Raw genomic sequence first — 17,348 nt, 5'->3', positions numbered from 1 at the left:
GGTTACTCCCCTTCTGGAGCTGAAACGCTATCCCGCACGCTATCGCGCCGAGGCGGGGTTCCGAGCACTACGGCGACGGTTGTCCCGCTGGGGTGTCGTGGCGTGATCTTGAGACGACCTCGGATACGTTCGGCGCGCTCGGCCATGATGGTAAGGCCGTAACGGCCGTCCGGGCGGGTGTCCGCGAACCCCTTGCCGTCATCGGACACTTCGATCTCCGCGTAGGGCGGGTCGACGGTGCAGGTCACCCAGAGGTTCGAGGCGCCCGCGTGCTTGCGCGCGTTGGTGATCGCCTCCTGGGCGATCCGCAGCAGCTCGGCCTCGGTCGCGGCCGGAAGCCGGGCCGTCGACTCGTCGAAGGTGAAGTGCACCCGCAGGCCGGCGCTGGTGCCCAGGGTTCGCGCGTACTCCGCGATGGCGGCGGCCAGGCCACCGTTGCGGTCGACCTCGGAACGCAGCTCGAACAGGCTCAGCCGCAACTCGGTGATCACCCGGGTCACCTCGGCCCGCAGCACGCGCAGTTCCTCGGCCGTCTCCTCGGCGCCCTCCGGCAGCGTGGCCTGCGCGTTGTCGATGCCGTAGCCGACCATCACCAGCTCCTGGGCGACCCCGTCGTGGATCTCCCGGGCCAGCCGCTGCCGCTCCTCGTTGGTGGCCAGCGAGCGCACGTCGTCGAAGAGCAGAGCGGCCTCCAGCCGCAGCGAGGCCGGGCCGGTCACCTCGGTCACCGCCTGGATCACCGATGAGGGGTACGCCCCGGAGGCGTCCGTCTCCAGAATCACCAGCCCGATCGTCCGGACGCCGGCGACCAGCGGCACCACCAGCGACGACACGTCACCGCCCGGGTGGCTGCGCGCCTGCGAGCGGCTGGCCGGCTGCGGCTGCTGAGTGGCCCACGCGTCGGCGATGGCCGAGTCCGCGTCGAGCGTGGTCTCCCAGTCCACACGCTCGGCGCCGGTCTGCGCCAGCACCACGAGCCGGCCGCCGCCGCTGGCCGACAGCACCGCCGCCCGGTTGCCGGGGGCGACCGCCCGCAGCTCCTCCAGCAGATGCTCGGATATGCCGCCGGGGTCCAGGGTGGCGCCCGGCAGCGAGCGGGCCACGCTGCGCAGCTGGGTGAGCAGGCGGGTGGCCTCGGCGTACGGCTGGGGGGTGGGGTCGGGCGGCTGGAGCAGCTGGCGCATCGTCTCGGCGGCGAACGTGATGATCGCGCCGAGCACCAGCCACTGCCCGCAGGCGGCCAGATAGCCGGGCTGGCGCAGCGGGTCGCCCGGCTCGGCCAGCACGCCGCCCACCACCATGGTGGCCGCGGCCAGGCCGAGCAGCATGATCCCCTCGGACGGCCGGCGGCGCAGCGCCGCGGTGAGCAGCGGCACCGCCAGGTACGGCAGGACGGCCTCGGCACCGAACCCGGCGTCCACCCGGCCGGCGGCGTGCGCCGCGGCCGCGATCCACCCGGCCGCCAGGCAGGTCACCACCACCTCGGCGATCCGGCCCAGCGGGGCCAGCAGGTGGTGCCCCCGGGCCACGAATGCGGGCAGCGCCGCGATCGCCAGCAGACCGATCCAGGCGAGCTGGAGCGGATCGCCGGTGGCGGTCAGGGTCAGCGCGGCGACCAGCAGAAGCATGACGACGCGAGCCGCGGCTTCAGCCGGACGGATGCGCACGGGACCACTGACGAGGGCTGGCACGTGACGGATGGTATCGGCCCGGCCGGGGATCGGCTCGTCAGCACGACGCCCCGGTGACGCCCCGGGCCCTCCGCAGCAGGTAGCCTCCCGTGCATGGCGGACACCTCGACACAGTCGATTCAGGTCCATGCGCCCCTGGCCCGGGTGGCCGCGGTGATCTGCGACTTCGCCCGTTATCCGGAGTGGGCCGAGTCGATCAAGCGGGTGGAGGTCCTCGAGGAGTACGAGGACGGCTACGCGGCGCAGGTGCGTTTCCAGATCGACGCCACCGTGCTGGTCGACGAGTACACGCTGGAGTACGCGTATGCCGACGACCTGTCCCGGATCGAGTGGCACCTGGTCGAGCCGTCCAAGACGCAGCGCTCCCAGGACGGGTCCTACGACCTGGTGGAGAACGCGGACGGCGGCACTACCGTGACGTACACCCTCGCGGTGGATCTCGCGATCGGCATGCTCGGCATGTTCCGCCGGAAGGCGGAGAAGATGATCATGGACACGGCGCTGAAGGAGCTCAAGCGCCGCGTCGAGAGCCTGCCCGCGACCTGAGCGCGGGCCGAGGGGAGCAGGGATGCCCGGGTCAGCGCGGGAGGAGGCCGAACGGCTGGTCGCGGCGATCCTCGCCCGGGCCTCGGCATCGCCGGCCGGCGGCCACTCGTCCGGGGACGGATTCGGTCTCCTGGGGGAATCCGTCGCGGGCCTGATCGGCATGCTGTCCCGCGACGACCTGGCGACCGGCAGCGCCGAGTGCTGCGTCTGCCCGGTCTGCCGGGCCATCGCCGCCGTGCGCGACCCCAGCCCGGAGACCGCCGAGCGGATCGCCGCCAGCGCCGGCGACATCGCCAGTGGCGTGGCCGGTCTGATGCGCGCGTTCTCCTCGCTGGCCGCCGAGAAGCCCCGGCCGCCCGCCCCGCGCGCCAAGCCGTCCCGTACACCCGACCAGGCCTGGTCCGCCGCCACCCGGGCGGACATCCCGGCGGCGCGGCCGGACGGCGATCCGCTCGCACCGGACGCGCGGGACGACCCGTGGGGCGCGGCCAGCGCGGCCGACGCCCGCGAGGTCGCCGCCGAGACGAGAGCGCGAGCCCAGGCCGCGGAGCGGGAGCGCGCGCGGGCCGAGGCGGCCGCGGCCCGGGCCCGTGCGGCCGCCGCGGAGCAGGCGGTGGCACGCGCGGTGGAGCGGGCCGCGGCGGCCCGTGCCGCCGCCGCGAGCCGTCCGGGCGGCGCCCGGGGAGACGTCTGGGCGATGGCCACGGCCGATGCGCCCGAAAGTTCGGTCATGGGTACTACGGAGGTGGCCGCAGATGACGCGGCCGAACCCCGTAGCGTGGATCATGACCTGGGCGCCTCGGCGCCCGAGGACCGCGACGCGGGGCAGGGCGACGACGCCCGCCCCGGCGGCGCGGTGTGAACAGTTCGGTAGAGGGGACGGGCAGCGTGACGCTGACCATCGGAATCGACGTCGGCGGCACCAAGGTCGCCGGTGGCGTGGTCGACGAGCAGGGCAACGTGCTCGCGTCGAACCGCAGGCCGACACCGGCGGACGACCCCGCCGGTACCCGGGACACGATCGTCGAGGTGGCCGCCGAGCTGGCGGAGCAGTACCCGGACGCGAAGGCGATCGGGATCGGCGCCGCGGCCTGGATCGACGCGGCCGGGTCGACGGTGCTGTTCGCACCCAACCTGGCCTGGCGGAACGAGCCGCTGCAGGCGTATGTGAGCGAGTCCACCGGGCTGCCGGTCGTGCTGGACAACGACGCGAACGTCGCCGCCTGGGCGGAGTTCCGGTTCGGCGCCGCCACCCACGCCGAGTCGATGGTGATGATCACTGTGGGCACCGGCATCGGCGGTGCGATCGTGGTGAACGGCAACCTCTGGCGTGGCGCCCACGGCATCGCCGCCGAGTTGGGCCACATCCAGTCGGTTCCGGACGGGCACCCGTGCGGCTGCGGCCGTCTCGGCTGCCTGGAGCAGTACGCGAGCGGCAACGCGCTGGTCCGGTTCGGCCGGGCCGGGGCGCGGCAGGAGCCGGAGCGGGCCGCCAAGCTGCTGGAGCTGGCCGGAGGCGACGCGCTGGCGATCACCGGACGGCAGATCACCGAGGCGGCGCAGGCCGGCGACGGCGTCGCGATGGACGCTTTCGCCCAGGTCGGCTACTGGCTCGGGGTGGCTCTGGCGGACCTCGCGCAGAGCCTGGACCCGCAGGTCATGATCATCGGCGGGGGCGTGATCGACGCCGGGTCGCTGCTGATGGGGCCGATCGAACGGGCGTACCGGGATCAGCTCGCGAACCGTGACCGGTTCCCGGTGGCCGAGGTGCGGGCCGCCCTGATGGGCAACGCGGCCGGCGTGGTCGGCGCGGCCGACCTGGCGCGACACGCCTGAGGCGGCGGAGGATGTCCGGGGTTCCGCTGCGGGTGGTCAGCTACAACGTCCACGGGTTGCGGGACGACCGGGCGGCGCTGGCCGGCCTGGTGCGCGACCTGGCCCCGGACGTCCTCGTCGTGCAGGAGGCGCCGCGCCGGTTCCGGTGGCGGCAGAAATGCGCGCAGCTCGCGTCGGAGACCGGTCTGGTGGTGGCCGCCGGCGGCCTGCCCTCGCTGGGCAACCTGCTGCTGGTGAGCCTGCGGGTGGCGATCCGGCGGAGCTGGTGCATGCGCTACCCGCTGACCCCGGGCCGCCATCTGCGCGGGGCGGTGTTCGCCGAGGGCGCGGTCCGCGGCGCCACCTTCACGGTGTCCGGGTCGCACCTGGCCACCGACCCGGCCGAGCGCCCGTCGCAGGCGGCGTGCTGGAAGGCCGAGCTGGACCGGCTGGACGGCCCGGTGATCGTGGCCGCCGACCTGAACGAGGGGCCGGGCGGCGGCGCCTGGCGGACGGTCGAGGACGGCCTGCTCGGCTCGGCCGACAACCTGCCCACCTTCCCGGCCGCGGCGCCCAGCCGGCGCATCGACGGGCTGTTCGTCACGCCCGGCGTCTCCATCGAACGTTACGAGATCATCTCGGCTGAGCGGACACGCGTCGCCAGTGATCATTTACCGATCGTCGCGGACCTTCTGCTCCCTTCCTCCTAGCCTTCGGGTCTGCGAGGATCGCCGGGTGCAAGACTCCCCTGACCTCGGCGACCGTGCCGGCGCGGTGTGCGTCGTCGGCGCCGGAGCCAGCGGCCTGACCGCCATCAAGAACCTGCGTGAGCTGGGCTTCGCCGTCGACTGCTACGAGCGTGAGACGTCGGTCGGCGGCGCCTGGAACTGGCGGCACGACCGCAGCCCGGTGTACGCGGGAACCCACCTGGTCACCTCCCGGCCGCTCACCGAGTTCCCCGACTTCCCGATGCCGGACACCTGGCCCGACTACCCGCACCACAGCCGTGTCCTGGAGTACCTGGAGCGGTACGCGAAGCATTTCGGCCTCGGCGACCACATCTGGTACGGCATGGAGGTCGCCTCCATCGTCCCGGCTGGCGACGGCCGCTGGGACGTCACCATCAACTCCACCGGCGGCGGCTCGTCCCGGGTCCAGCGGTACGCGGCCGTGGTGATCGCCAACGGTCACAACTGGGCGCCGGTCAGCCCGGAGATCCCCGGCGAGTTCAGTGGGCAGGTGATCCACGCCAGGGCGTACAAGGACCCGTCCCGGCTGCGTGACAAGCGGGTTCTGGTGATCGGCGGCGGCAACACCGGCTGCGACATCGCGGTCGAGGCGGCCCAGCACGCCGAGCGGGTGTGGCACTCCACCCGGCGCGGCTACTGGTACGGCCCTAAGTACATCGGCGACCGCCCCGCCGACCAGGTGCACCACCGCAAGGGCCCGGCCTGGCTGCGGCAGTGGCGCTACCGTCGTAACGCCGCCGACCTGACCCGCTGGGGCGTCCCGGCGCCGGAGCACGGCCCGTTCGAGAGCCACCCGGTCGTCAACGGCCTGCTCCCGGAGTACGTGCGGCACGGCCGGATCGAGGCGGTGCCGGACGTGTCCCGCTACGACGGCAAGGCCGTGGAACTGGCCGACGGCCGCCGGATCGAGCCGCAACTGGTGATCACCGCCACCGGTTACCGGCCCCGTTTCGACTTCCTCGCCCCCGAGCTGCTGGACTGCGACGAGCGCGGCCGCCCCGACCTGCACCTGCACGTCTTCGCCCGGAAACACCCGACGCTCGCGGTGGTCGGTCTCGTCCAGCCGGACGCCGGGCTGTTCCCGCTGGCGCACTGGCAGAGCGTGGCGGTGGCCCGCTGGCTGCGGTTGCGCGCCACCGACCCGGAGCGGGCCACGGCCGTGCAGCGGGAGGAGTCGCTGCGGCCGCTGGCGTCGTGGTCGCGCCGCCGGACCGTCCCCACGCGGCGGCACTGGTTCGAGGTGGACCACGTCGGCTACCTGCGGACGGTGGAGAGCCTTCTGGACCGCTTGGAGGGCGTGAAATGAGCCGGGTGCTGCGCTTCGAGGACTGGGCCGATCCGGTTCCACCGGCCGAGCGTGAGGTCGTCTCCCTGCTGCCGGACGACGACGACGGCCGGCCGCCGCTGCTGTTCGTGCCCGGCCTCGGCCACGGCGCCCGGCCGTTCGCCGAGCACTGGCTCGGGCACGCCGCGTCCCGTGGCTTCCCGGCCCACGCCGTCACCCCGCGTGCGGGCGGCGACCTGCGTGCCCAGGCGCACGACGTGGTGCAGGTAGCGGCGTCGCTGCCGCGCCGGACGGTGCTGATCGGGCACGGCACCGGCGCCCGTGTGGTGGCCCGGGCGCTGGGCCGCTACCCGGCGCGCGCGGCCGTCCTGGTGGCGCCGGTGCTGGACGGCTGGGCGGCGCTCGGCGCGGCGCTGCGCAACAACCCGGCCGGGACCGTGCCGGCGCTGGTGGGCGGCCGCCTGCGGTTCTCCGCGCGGCAGTTGTTCGGCGCGAGCGTTCCGGCCGAGGAGGCCGCCGCCCACCTGGAGCGGATCGGCGCCCGCCCGCGGGCCGACCTGTTCGCCCGCGCCGACCTGCCGGACCCGGTCGGCGGGCCGCCCGTGCTGGTGGTCGGCAGCCCGGACGACCCGGTGGTGCCGCGCGCGGCCCTGGACCGGGCGGCCGCCCGCTACGGCGGCGCGCCGCTGCTCTTTCCCGGCATGGGCCACTACCTGATGTTGGAGGCCGGCTGGGCCGAGCCGATCGACGCCGTCCTGGACTGGCTGCTCAAGGAGCTGTGAGCCGCTCGGCCAGCCGGCCGCTGTGGTCGAGGGCGGTCAGGTAGGCCCGTGCCCAGGCTCTGATGTCGTGTTCGGCGATGTGCCGGCGCATCGCCGACATCCGGGCCGCGAGGTCGGCGGCGTCCGCCTCCATGGCCTGCAGCAGGGTGGCTTTCAGCCCGTCCACGTCGTGCGGGTTCACCAGGAAGGCGCCTTCCAGCTCGGCGGCCGCCCCGGCGAACTCGCTGAGCACCAGCGCCCCGGCGCCGTCCTCACGGGCCGCCACGAACTCCTTGGCGACCAGGTTCATCCCGTCCCGCAGCGGGGTCACCACCATGACGTCCGCGGTCTGGTAGAGCGCGGCCAGCTGGGAGCGGGAGAACGGCTGGTTCAGGTAGTGGATGGCCGGCTCACCGACCCGGCCGTACTCGCCGTTGATCCGGCCGACCTCGCCCTCGATCCGGTCCCGCAGCCCCCGATAGCTCTCCACCCGCTCCCGGCTGGGCACCGCCACCTGCACCATCACGGTGTCCCGCACTTTCACGAACCCGTCCCGCAGCAACTCGCTGTACGCCGTGAGCCGGTGCTCGATGCCTTTCGTGTAGTCGAGCCGGTCGACGCTGAGCAGCACCCGTTTCGGCTCGCCGAGGCTGTGCCGCAGTTGTCCGGCCTGGCTCACCACGTCGGGCCGGGAGGCCAGCGCCCGCATCTCGGCGACGTCGATGGAGACGGGGAACGCGCCGGTGCGCACGATCCGCCCGCCGACCGTGATGGCGTCGTCGGTGGCCACCGCGCCGAGCAGTTTCTTGGCGAGCTGGGCGACGTTGTGGGCGGCCTGTTCGCGCTGGAAGCCGACCAGATCGGCGCCGAGCATCCCGCGCAGCAGCTCGGTACGCCGGGGCAGCTGCATGTACAGCTCGGGCGGCGGGAACGGCACGTGCATGAAGAACCCGATCAGCAGGTCGGGCCGCAGCTCCCGCAGCATCGCCGGGACCAGCTGGAGGTGGTAGTCCTGGACCCAGACGGCGGCGCCCCGGTCGGCGACCTGCGCGGCGGCCTCGGCGAACCGCCGGTTGACCGACCGGTACGTCTCCCACCACCCCCGGTCGAAGGTGGGCTGCTGCACCGCGTCGTGGTAGAGCGGCCACAGGGTCGAGTTGGCGAACCCCTCGTAGTAGCCGCGCAGCTCCTCGGCGCTCAGTGCCACGGGTTGTAACCGCAGGCTGCCGATGTCCGGCAGGGCCGGGGCCGCACCGACGCCGCCGGCCCAGCCGACCCAGGTCGCCGGGGACTGTTCGAGGATCGCGTGCAGGGCGCTGGCCAGCCCGCCTGGGCTTCGGCGCCACTCGCAGGCGCCGTCCGGGGCGGCGTTGTCATCCAGGGGCAGGCGGTTGGCGATGACGACGAGCGAACTCTGGCGCATCACCGTAGGTTACGGGGTAAACACCAATATCTGTCTATACGACGGCGCCGTCGTCGAATTCGTCGTCGTCGTCGCCGGAGCGCAGCCGCCAGACCAGGGTGACCGCCCCGCCGATGATCGCCGCGAACCCGAACACCTGCACCAGGTTGGGGTCGATCGGGACGAGATGGGGGAAGAGGAACAGCACGAAGCCGATCGTGACGCCCAGCAGGCCCATCACCGCGTACTTCGAGATGTGCGGCAGGGGTGGGGGAGGGGGCGGGACGTAACGCTCGTCCTCGTCGTCCTCAGCGGGCAGGTCGTCGCCGAAGGTGTCGAGTCCGTAGAGGATCGACGGCTCGGGCGGCGGCGAGGGCTGATCGGTGCGCCGGCGGTTGTGCGGCTGCGGCGGGCCCTCCTCGGTGACCGGCCGGGCCGGTGACGGCGGGGTGTCCTCGGCGGCCGGCCACGGGGCGGCCCCGGGGTCGACGGTGGTGTGGAAGCCCGCGATGATCTTCGCCCACTCCTCGTCCACCTCCGACTGGGGGCGCGGGTCGGACGGCGCCGGCGCCGGTGGGGCGGGCGGGGTGGGCGGCGTGCCGCCGGTCACCTTCTGCAGGTGCTCCTTGGCGGTGTCCAGCCGGGTGCGGTCGACGTAGAGCCGGTCGATCGGCCGTGCGGGCAGGGTGGTGGCTCGCAGGATCGGGTTCAGATCCGCGGTGGGCTGCAGGTACGCCGCGATCCCTCCGGCCGCCAGGACGTCGAGCAGATGCTCGCCGATCCGTGGATCCACGTCTCCCGCCACCGCGTAGTCGGCGGCGTCGAGCCCGTTGTCGCGCCGCCCACGACGGGCGCCACCCGCTGTCACCGATGCACACCCCCTTGCCGACCGTGCCTTGAATGGTGACACGCCAGGTACCTGTTACGGGAGTGCGTTGTGGCGCGCCGTCCCCGCTTCGTACGCTTCCTGTCGCCCCGGACGCGCGGTGGCACCCGTGGAAAGGACGTCAGTGTTCTACTGGCTGCTGAAGTTGGTGGTCCTCGGACCGATCCTGAGGCTCGTCTTCCGCCCCAAGGTGGAGGGCCTGAAGAACGTGCCCCGGTCCGGGCCGGTCATCCTCGCCTGCAACCACCTCTCGTTCTCGGACTCGATCTTCACCCCGCTGATCGTGAATCGGAAAGTGACCTTCGTCGCCAAGGCCGAATACTTCACCGGCAAGGGGATCAAGGGCTGGTTCTCCCGGATGTTCTTCACCGGCGCCGGCACGATCCCGGTGGACCGTTCGGGTGGCGAGGCCGCCCAGGCGGCGCTGAACACGCTCCTGCGGGTCCTGCGCGAGGGCAACATCGCCGGCATCTACCCCGAGGGCACCCGCTCGCCCGACGGGCGGCTCTACCGCGGCAAGACCGGCGTGGCCCGGCTCGCCCTGGAGAGCGGCGCCCCGGTCGTGCCGGTGGCGCTGCTGAACACCGACGAGATCCAGCCGACCGGCACGCTCATCCCCTCGGTGAAGCGCGTGCGGATCCGGATCGGCAAGCCGCTCGACTTCTCCCGGTACGCGGACCAGCGCGGCGACCGGTTCGTCGAACGCGCCATCACCGACGAGATCATGTACGAGCTGATGACCCTCTCGGGCCGCGAGTACGTCGACGTCTACGCGTCCACGCGAAAATAGGTCAGCCGGTCATCCCCGCCCGGCGGCGCAGGGCCTGCACATCGGTGACGACGATGCGCCGGCCCTCGGTGCGCAGCCATCCCCGGCTCGCGAAGGAGCCGATCGCCTGGTTGACGCTCTGCCGGGAGCCGCCGGCCATCTCGGCGAGCTGGCTCTGGTTGAGCTCGATCGTGATCATCGGCGCCTGGCTCTCCCCGGAGAGCCGGACCAGGGTCTTGGCCACCCGGCCGGGCAGGTCGAGGAAGACGTGATCCGCGTTCTGCTCGGTGAGCCGGCGGATCAGGCCGCCGACCGAGCGCATCACCGCGTCCAGGATGCGCGGGTTGGAGTGGACCAGTTCCATGAAGGCGACCCGGGACAGCGACAGTGCCTGCGAGTCCTCGATGGCCTCGGCGGAGGCGCTGCGGGTCGACGCGTCGAGCAGGGACACCTCGCCGAGCACGTCGGGCGGGCGGACCACGGTGAGGACGGCGCGCTCACCGGTCGGCGCGGTCCGGAAGACGGCGACGGCGCCCCGCTTCATGATGATCAGCGAGTCGCCGGGGTCGTGCTCCACGAAGAGGATCTGGCCCTTGCGGTAGTGGCGTGGGACCGCCGCGGCCACGACTCGGTGCCGGACCTCCGGCTCGAGCCCGGCGAACATGTCCACCCCGGTGAGCGCGTCGCCGGACTCCGGCAAGCGATGGTCCACGGCGCTATCCCTCCCCCGGTCGGGACCGCGTCGATCATGAGCCGGCGTCGGCCCCACGACGCGAACGATCACTCTTAGCACGAAGCGTGCCTCGAACGCCATTTTCAAAACGGACATCGAAGCTCACCTCGTACGATCATGTCCCTTCAGTAGCGTTCTGTAAACCGTCAATCTCGTACAGTGACCGTCGCCCATGTTGTCCGTCGCTTTGGTGGCTTGTGCCGAGATAATCCCGCAGTGCCGGATGACGACTTTCTTCGATCTACCCTGCGCGACCAGTGGCACCTCGACCCGACCGGGCTGACCGAGGTTCCGGCCACCCTGCTGTCGCGCGGCTGGGAGTTCGCCGCGGGGGCCGCGCGCTACACGGCCCGGCTCGTGGAGACCGCCGCCCGGCAGGCCGTCGAAGCCGGACTGCTCGCCGCCGAACACCTGCGCGCCCGGCGGATCGACGCCGGAGAACCGGTCCGCACGCTCGGCGGCGCGCTCACCGCCCCGGTCCCGCTCGGGGCGCTGGCCGTCCTGCGCCGCGTCCCGGGCCGCTGCCTGGACGGGCGGGATCCGGTCGATCAGCAGTGGTGGGGCGAGCGCCTGGGCGCCGTACACCGTGCCTTGCAGGGTTTCCGGCACCCGGGCCTGCGCCCGTGGCAGCTGCTGGACCCCGGCGCGGGCCATCTCGACGTGGAGCCCTGGCTCCGCGAGGCGGTGACCGCCGCGGTGGCGGCGACCACCCGGCTGACCGTGACCGACCAGCTCACCTACGGGGTGCTGCACGGCGATCCGGCGCCGGAGACGTTCGTCCTCGATCCGGCCACCGGGCGGTCGGGGCTGCTGCACTGCGGGGCCAGCGGCACCGGGCCGCTGGTGTACGACGTGGCCGCCGCGGTCGCCTACGCCGGTGGCCCGGAGCGGGCCACCGAGCTGCTGGACGGTTACCGCGCCGCCGGGCCGGTGAGCGCCGACGAACTGGACGCCGCCCTGCCGGTGCTGCTGCGGCTACGGTGGGCCGTGCTCGCCGAACGGGCGGCCCGCTGGAGCTGCCCGCGGGGCCTGGAGGCGGCGCGGGTGGCCCTGGGGTCCATGCCCGGATGACTATGGGCAAGGATGAGGGGAATCGGTTGTCATTCCTTTTCATGGGCGGCGGTGGGGAGGCCGGATGGGGGTTTACCGCTATTTCTACGACTGCGAGTTCATCGAGGACGGCCGGATAGTCGACCTGGTCTCGATCGGTGTCGTCGACGAGTTCGGCCGCGAGTTCTACGCGGTCAGCACCGAGTTCGACGACTCCCGCGCCGTGCCCTGGGTGCGCCGCAACGTGCTGGACAAGCTGCCGTCGCCGTCCGACAGGTCCTGGCGCAGCCGGGAGCGGATCCGCGAGGAGCTGTACGAGTTCCTGGTCGAGCCGCTCCGTGGGCGTAACGAGCAGATGGAACTCTGGGCCTGGTACGCGGCCTACGACCACGTCGCGCTCGCCCAACTGTGGGGCGCCATGCCGGCCCTGCCCCGGGAGATCCCACGGTTCACCAAGGACCTGCGGCAGCGCTGGGACGACCTGGGCCGCCCACACCTGCCGGAGATGGCCGGCCGGCACGACGCCCTGGTCGACGCCCGGCACAACCTGGCCCGGTGGAACGCTATGACCGCGAAGGCCTGAACCGGGGCACGCACTCGCGCATCACGGCCCGGAGCGTCCCCTCGGCATGGGCCCGCTCCATGATCTGCTCCAGCGGCGGCACGATCAGCTCGCCGACCTGTTTCAACTTCCCTGCCGGCCTGCCGAAGTGGAGGACGCATCTCAACTCGGCCAATAGGGGAAGACTCGCGAATGAGCAGCACCGTTATCGATCGGCCACCGGTCACCGGACGTGAGACAGGGCGCTGGTGGGCCCTCGTGGTGCTGGCGCTCGCCCAGCTCATGGTGGTGCTGGACGCCACGATCGTGAACATCGCGCTACCCACCGCCCAGGCCGACCTCGGCTTCGACGACCACGGCCGGCAGTGGGTGGTCACCGGCTACGCCCTCGCCTTCGGCAGCCTGCTGCTGCTCGGCGGCCGGCTCTCCGACTTCCTCGGCCGCAAGCGGATGTTCCTCATCGGCCTGATCGGTTTCGCCCTCGCCTCGGCTCTCGGCGGCGCCGCCAACGGGCTCGAGATGCTCATCCTGGCCCGTGCCCTCCAGGGCGTCTTCGGTGCGGCGCTGGCCCCGGCCGCACTCTCGCTGCTGTCCACCACGTTCACCGAGCCGGCCGAGCGCGGCAAGGCGTTCGGCGTCTTCGGCGCCATCTCCGGCGCGGGCGGCGGCATCGGCCTGCTGCTCGGCGGGGTCCTCACCGAGTACGTGTCCTGGCGCTGGTGCCTCTACGTCAACCTGCTGATCGCCGCGATCGCCGTGGCCGGCGCCGTGCTCAAGCTGCGTGACGAGCCCGTGCCGGCGCACGGCCGGATCGACGTCCCCGGCACCGTCACCGCGGTCACCGGCCTCGTCGCCCTGGTCTACGGCCTGGCCAACGCCGAGTCCGACGGCTGGACCAGCGCCGGCACCCTCGGCCCGATCATCGCCGGCGTCGTCCTGCTCATCGCGTTCGTGGCGATCGAGCGCCGGGTGGCGCACCCGCTGATGCCGCTGCGCGTCGTCCTCGACCGCAACCGCGGCGGCTCCTACGCCTCCATCGCGATCGCCGGCGCCGGCATGTTCGGCATCTTCCTGTTCCTCACCTACTACCTGGCCGGCATCCTCCGGTTCACCCCGATCGAGACGGGCCTGGCGTTCCTGCCGATGCTCGGCGCGGTCATGCTCACCGCCACCACCGCCGGGTCGATGCTCGCGCCGAAGGTGGGCCCGCGCCCGCTGGTCCCGGTCGGCGCCCTGATCGCGGCCGGCGGCATGACCCTGCTGACCCGCCTCGAACTCGACTCCACCTACGTCTCCGGCGTACTGCCCGGCCTGATCATCATCGGCCTCGGCCTGGGCCTGGTCTTCGCGCCCACCCAGAACGCCGCCACCTCCGGCGTCGAGCACCGGGACGCCGGAGTCGCCTCCGCGATGATCAACACGGTCCAGCAGATCGGCGGTTCCATCGGCACGGCGCTGCTCAGTTCCTTCGCCGCCACCGCCGCGTCCGGCTACATGGCCGGCAAGGAGCCGTCCCCGCTGGTTCAGGCGCAGGCCGCGATCGAGAGCTACCACACCGTCTTCTGGTGGTCGGCCGGCTTCTTCGTCCTCGCGGCCGTCGTCGCGGCGGCGCTCTTCCGCAGCGGCCCGCTCGACGTCGACCCGGACGCCCCGCCCGCCATGGCCCACTGACGCTCCTCCGCACGCTCAGCGGCAGCCACCCCGGCTGCCGCTGTCGCGCTTCCGGGCGGTCGCTCGCCCTTCCCAGGCCCTTTCCGGTACGGGCGCCGCCGCCCGACAGAAGCACGACGGCCGTTCCGGAGAGCCACGCGAGCCAGGAGAGCCGCCGGGCCGCGGCGCGGCCACCGGGCTGTAGCGGTGGTCGAGGTCAGTGGCGCCGGGCGGTGGTCGAGGTCCGTGGCGCCGGGCGGTGGTCGAGGTCCGTGGCGCCGGGCGGTGGTCGAGGTCCGTGGCGCCGGGCGGTGGTCGAGGTCCGTGGCGCCGGGTCGCCCGACCGCTGATCGGGTGACCCGGCGCCGGCCGGGGCTCAGAGCCGCAGGCCGTGCCCGTACGGGAACAGCGGATCCCGCGTGTCGTTCGGGACGTCCTCCCGGGACGCCGCCACGGCTTCCATCGACGACGGCAGCTCGAACGGCAGCGTCCCGGTGGCCGGGGAGCGGCCGAACAGCACGTCCAGCAGTGCCTCGTCGCTCGAGCCGAAGCTGCCGGTCAGCGCGGCCGCCGCCCCGGCCAGTGGGGTGAGCACGGCCGGCCGGTCCAGCATCACGTCCACCACGGTCGGCACGGTTCCGGTCAGCTCCAGCACCGGCGCCAGCTCCTCGCCGGTCCATTCCAGGCGGCCGGCGTGGAAGAACGCCTCGAACCCGCCGCCGCGCGGCTCGAAGGGCGCGGCCCGCCGCACGATCGCCACGTCGGCGAGCGCCGGATCGTCGACCACCTTGGCGTAGCCGGCGGCCACGACCGGGTCGACGCCGTCCAGGTGGACCGTGCAACCCTCGGCGAGCGGCAGGATCGACGAGGACAGCACGACGACCGCGCGGCGCTGCGCCTCGAGTCCGGCGGCCCCGAAGGCCGGCTGCCCGGCGACGGCGGCGGCCCGGTCCGGGTCGACGTGACGGCGATCGTCGAACAGGCCCAGGCGGAACTTGTCGCGCAGGATCCGCCGGACCGAGACGTCGATCCGGGCCTCGCTGATCCGGCCCCGCTCGACCAGGTCCACGATCAGTTCGGGGCAGTGTTCGCCGCCCAGCTGGTCGGCGCCGGCGTCGAGGATCCTCTCGATCCGGGCGTGCCGGTCCAGGTGTTCGACACCCCAGGCGCGGGCCGGCATGTCGGTGCCCATGATCTCGGCATCGGAGACCAGGCCCCAGTCGGTGCAGACCACGCCGTCGAAGCCGTACCGCTGCCGGAGCAGGCCCTCGATGACACCCCGGTTGAAGCCGAAGCCGACCTCCTCGTACGCGGTGTCGACCGGCATGCCGTAGTAGGGCATGACCTGGGCGGCCCCGGCGGCGAAGGCGGCCTCGAACGGCTTCAGGTGGTAATCCCACATGCCGCCGGGATAGACCTGCTCCCGACCGTAGGGGAAGTGGGCGTCCTCGCCGTCCTTCTGCGGTCCGGCGCCGGGGAAGTGCTTGACCATCGCGGCCACCGAGTCCGGCCCGAGCGTCTCCCCTTGCAACCCCTGGACGTACGCGGTGAGCAGCGACGACACCATGTCCGCGTCGGAGCCGAGGGTGCCGGCGGTACGCGCCCAGCGGGGCTCGGTGGCGAGGTCGGCCATCGGGTGCAGCGCCACCCGGATGCCGCAGGCCAGGTACTCCTGCCGGGCGATGTCGGCGAACTCCCGTACCAGAGAAGGGTCTTTGGTGGCGCCCAGGCCGATCGGCTCCGGCCAGGCCGAGAAACCGCCCGCCGCGGCGGAGGACGCGGGATTGTCGATGACGCCGTGCCGCGGATCGGTGGAGACGGTGACCGGGATGCCGTGACCGATGCCTGCGGCCAGCTCCTGGATCCGGTTGTGCCACTCGGCCAGCCGTGCGGGCGGCACCGGCGCGAACGTGAGGATGTTGACGTGGTTGATCAGCTTCGCGCCGAGCAGGTACGACGCGGACGGGATCATCGGGTTGCCGTCGGCGATGGTGCCGTCCGGGTTGACCGCGATCATCGTGTGGAACATCAGGCCGGCCTTCTCCGCGAGGGAGAGGCGCCCGAGCAGGTCGGTGACCCGGTCTTCGATCGGCGACGCGGGATTCTGGTACGGATGCATGGTCTCTCTCCGATCTCAGCGGGCGCCGCGGACCATGCGGACCAGCAGCGATCCGGTGACGGCGACGACCGCTCCGGCCAGGAACAGGGCGTTGTAGTTGGAGTCGCCGCCGCCGATGGCGAGGATCGGGGCGGCCACGATCGGGACGAGCGACTGCGGCAGCGCGTTGGCGATGTTGAGCACGCCCATGTCCTTGGCGGCGTCGTCCGGGTTCGGCAGCACGTCGGTGGCGAGCGCCAGGTCGACGGCCAGGTAGGCGCCCTGACCGAGACCGAAGATCAGCGACGCGACCAGGAAGACCGGGAAGCTCCCGGCGAACGCGATCACGGTCAGCGCGACGGCCACCACGATGCCGGCGCCCAGCACGAACGGCTTGCGCCGCCCGGTCCGGTCGGAGAGCGGGCCCCCGACCGACGAGCCGATCACCAGACCGGCCGTGCTGACCAGGGTGGAGAGCAGGATGCCGTTGGCCACGTTGTCGGTGGTGTACTCGAACCGGTCGATCAGCAGGTAGGCCTGGTAGGTGGTGACCGACGCGAGGCCCATCCAGATCAGGAAGCGGCTGATGATGTTCCAGAAGAAGTCCGGGTGCCGGCGCGGGCTCACGTAGAAGGTGCTCAGGAACTCCTTGAACCGGTACGGCGAGAAGTGCCCCTTCTCGGCCGGGCGGTCCTTGAGGACGAACACCAGCATGGCCACCGTGGCGACACCGATCGCGGCCGGGACCGCGAACATCAGCAGGGCGTTCCCGGCCAGGGCGGCGGCCAGGGCGCTGCCCAGCAGAATGGCCACCGAGGTCATCAGACCCAGGATGCCGCTCACCTTGCCGCGCTGCTGTGCCGGGATCTGGTCGGGCAGCAGGGCGGTCAGGGTGGAGAGGGTGGCGTTCACACCGAGCTGGGCGAGCGCCCACCCGGCGGTCAGAACCGGGACGCTGGCGCCGAGCGCGACGACCAGCAGACCGGCGAACCCGGCCACCATGCCGCCGAGCAGCCACGGACGGCGGCGGCCGAAACGGGACGTGGTGCGGTCGGACATGGCGCCGAAGAACGGGTTGCCGAGCAGCGCGAGCACGGCGCCGACGGACAGGACGGTGCCGAGCGCGGCGGCCTTGTCGTCGGGGGCGATCTGCGCGACCCGGATCGACATGGTGACCACGACCGGCGTGAGGATCGTCAGGTACGCCCCGAGCTGGGCCAGGGCCATCGCGACGATCAGCCGGGTGGGCGCGTCGGGCGCGGTCGGCGTGGTCGCCGGCGGACGGGGTTGGACAGCGGTCATCGCACACCTCGGAAGGAGAAAGGGGGAGGAGGGCCACCGGGCCGGCACC

The 17,348-nt window shown here is 72.6% G+C and carries 16 protein-coding genes; 10 read left to right on the top strand and 6 right to left on the bottom strand.

All coding sequences use genetic code 11. The features are described from left to right. Window positions 1–2: 2 nt before the first annotated feature. Window positions 3–1,628, bottom strand: coding sequence for a GAF domain-containing sensor histidine kinase (locus tag AB0I88_RS14965; protein ID WP_361023383.1), 1,626 nt, complete (start codon window positions 1,626–1,628; stop codon window positions 3–5). Window positions 1,629–1,784: 156 nt separating this feature from the next. Between AB0I88_RS14965 and AB0I88_RS14960 the strand changes: the two genes are divergently transcribed. From AB0I88_RS14960 to AB0I88_RS14935, 6 genes are read left to right on the top strand one after another with little or no spacing between them, the layout of a single operon-like run. After that, window positions 1,785–2,237: an SRPBCC family protein gene (locus AB0I88_RS14960; RefSeq protein ID WP_361023321.1), complete on the top strand. Its 453-nt coding sequence runs from the start codon at window positions 1,785–1,787 to the stop codon at window positions 2,235–2,237. A 22-nt stretch (window positions 2,238–2,259) separates the two neighbouring features. After that, window positions 2,260–3,099, top strand: a complete 840-nt coding sequence (locus tag AB0I88_RS14955) for a hypothetical protein (RefSeq protein ID WP_361023318.1) — start codon at window positions 2,260–2,262, stop codon at window positions 3,097–3,099. 26 nt (window positions 3,100–3,125) lie between these two features. Then, the gene (locus AB0I88_RS14950; protein WP_361023315.1) at window positions 3,126–4,073 is read left to right on the top strand and encodes an ROK family glucokinase; all 948 of its coding nucleotides are present in this window, start codon (window positions 3,126–3,128) and stop codon (window positions 4,071–4,073) included. An 11-nt stretch (window positions 4,074–4,084) separates the two neighbouring features. Then, window positions 4,085–4,762, top strand: a complete 678-nt coding sequence (locus tag AB0I88_RS14945; RefSeq protein WP_361023312.1) for an endonuclease/exonuclease/phosphatase family protein — start codon at window positions 4,085–4,087, stop codon at window positions 4,760–4,762. A 25-nt stretch (window positions 4,763–4,787) separates the two neighbouring features. Then, the gene (locus AB0I88_RS14940; RefSeq protein ID WP_361023309.1) at window positions 4,788–6,107 is read left to right on the top strand and encodes an NAD(P)-binding domain-containing protein; all 1,320 of its coding nucleotides are present in this window, start codon (window positions 4,788–4,790) and stop codon (window positions 6,105–6,107) included. Beyond that, on the top strand, window positions 6,104–6,868 hold the full coding sequence (locus AB0I88_RS14935; protein WP_361023306.1) for an alpha/beta hydrolase: 765 nt from the start codon (window positions 6,104–6,106) through the stop codon (window positions 6,866–6,868). The genes AB0I88_RS14940 and AB0I88_RS14935 overlap by 4 nt, the downstream gene beginning before the upstream one ends. Here AB0I88_RS14935 and AB0I88_RS14930 read toward each other — a convergent pair. Together AB0I88_RS14930 and AB0I88_RS14925 are read right to left on the bottom strand one after the other, a co-directional pair. After that, on the bottom strand, window positions 6,855–8,270 hold the full coding sequence (locus AB0I88_RS14930) for a trehalose-6-phosphate synthase (protein ID WP_361023303.1): 1,416 nt from the start codon (window positions 8,268–8,270) through the stop codon (window positions 6,855–6,857). The genes AB0I88_RS14935 and AB0I88_RS14930 overlap by 14 nt on opposite strands. Before the next feature lie 34 nt (window positions 8,271–8,304). After that, a complete protein-coding gene (locus AB0I88_RS14925) occupies window positions 8,305–9,117 on the bottom strand; it encodes a DUF308 domain-containing protein (RefSeq protein ID WP_361023300.1) in 813 nt (270 codons plus the stop codon). Between the two features lie 142 nt (window positions 9,118–9,259). Between AB0I88_RS14925 and AB0I88_RS14920 the strand changes: the two genes are divergently transcribed. Continuing rightward, on the top strand, window positions 9,260–9,925 hold the full coding sequence (locus tag AB0I88_RS14920; protein WP_361023380.1) for a lysophospholipid acyltransferase family protein: 666 nt from the start codon (window positions 9,260–9,262) through the stop codon (window positions 9,923–9,925). Window position 9,926: 1 nt separating this feature from the next. On the opposite strand, the gene AB0I88_RS14915 is transcribed toward AB0I88_RS14920, so the two are convergent. Beyond that, the gene (locus AB0I88_RS14915) at window positions 9,927–10,616 is read right to left on the bottom strand and encodes a Crp/Fnr family transcriptional regulator (RefSeq protein ID WP_361023297.1); all 690 of its coding nucleotides are present in this window, start codon (window positions 10,614–10,616) and stop codon (window positions 9,927–9,929) included. Between the two features lie 237 nt (window positions 10,617–10,853). Here AB0I88_RS14915 and AB0I88_RS14910 point away from each other — a divergent pair, with 237 nt between their 5' ends. From AB0I88_RS14910 to AB0I88_RS14900, 3 genes are all read left to right on the top strand, one after another. After that, on the top strand, window positions 10,854–11,708 hold the full coding sequence (locus AB0I88_RS14910; protein WP_361023294.1) for a phosphotransferase: 855 nt from the start codon (window positions 10,854–10,856) through the stop codon (window positions 11,706–11,708). Window positions 11,709–11,772: 64 nt separating this feature from the next. Then, a complete protein-coding gene (locus AB0I88_RS14905; RefSeq protein ID WP_361023292.1) occupies window positions 11,773–12,270 on the top strand; it encodes a polyadenylate-specific 3'-exoribonuclease AS in 498 nt (165 codons plus the stop codon). A 171-nt stretch (window positions 12,271–12,441) separates the two neighbouring features. Next, the gene (locus tag AB0I88_RS14900; protein ID WP_361023289.1) at window positions 12,442–13,920 is read left to right on the top strand and encodes a DHA2 family efflux MFS transporter permease subunit; all 1,479 of its coding nucleotides are present in this window, start codon (window positions 12,442–12,444) and stop codon (window positions 13,918–13,920) included. A 355-nt stretch (window positions 13,921–14,275) separates the two neighbouring features. Here the strand turns inward: AB0I88_RS14900 and AB0I88_RS14895 are convergent, their stop codons facing one another. Together AB0I88_RS14895 and AB0I88_RS14890 are read right to left on the bottom strand one after the other, a co-directional pair. Further along, window positions 14,276–16,018 (bottom strand): glycoside hydrolase family 3 N-terminal domain-containing protein, encoded by a 1,743-nt coding sequence (locus AB0I88_RS14895; protein WP_361023286.1) that lies wholly within the window; start codon window positions 16,016–16,018, stop codon window positions 14,276–14,278. A gap of 15 nt (window positions 16,019–16,033) precedes the next feature. Next, complete coding sequence (locus tag AB0I88_RS14890) at window positions 16,034–17,299, bottom strand: MFS transporter (protein ID WP_361023283.1); 1,266 nt, start codon at window positions 17,297–17,299, stop codon at window positions 16,034–16,036. Between the last annotated feature and the right edge of the window lie 49 nt (window positions 17,300–17,348).

The sequence above is a fragment of the Actinoplanes sp. NPDC049802 genome, assembly GCF_040656595.1.
Lineage (GTDB): Bacteria > Actinomycetota > Actinomycetes > Mycobacteriales > Micromonosporaceae > Actinoplanes.
This window is presented reverse-complemented; position numbering and strand designations above follow the sequence as displayed.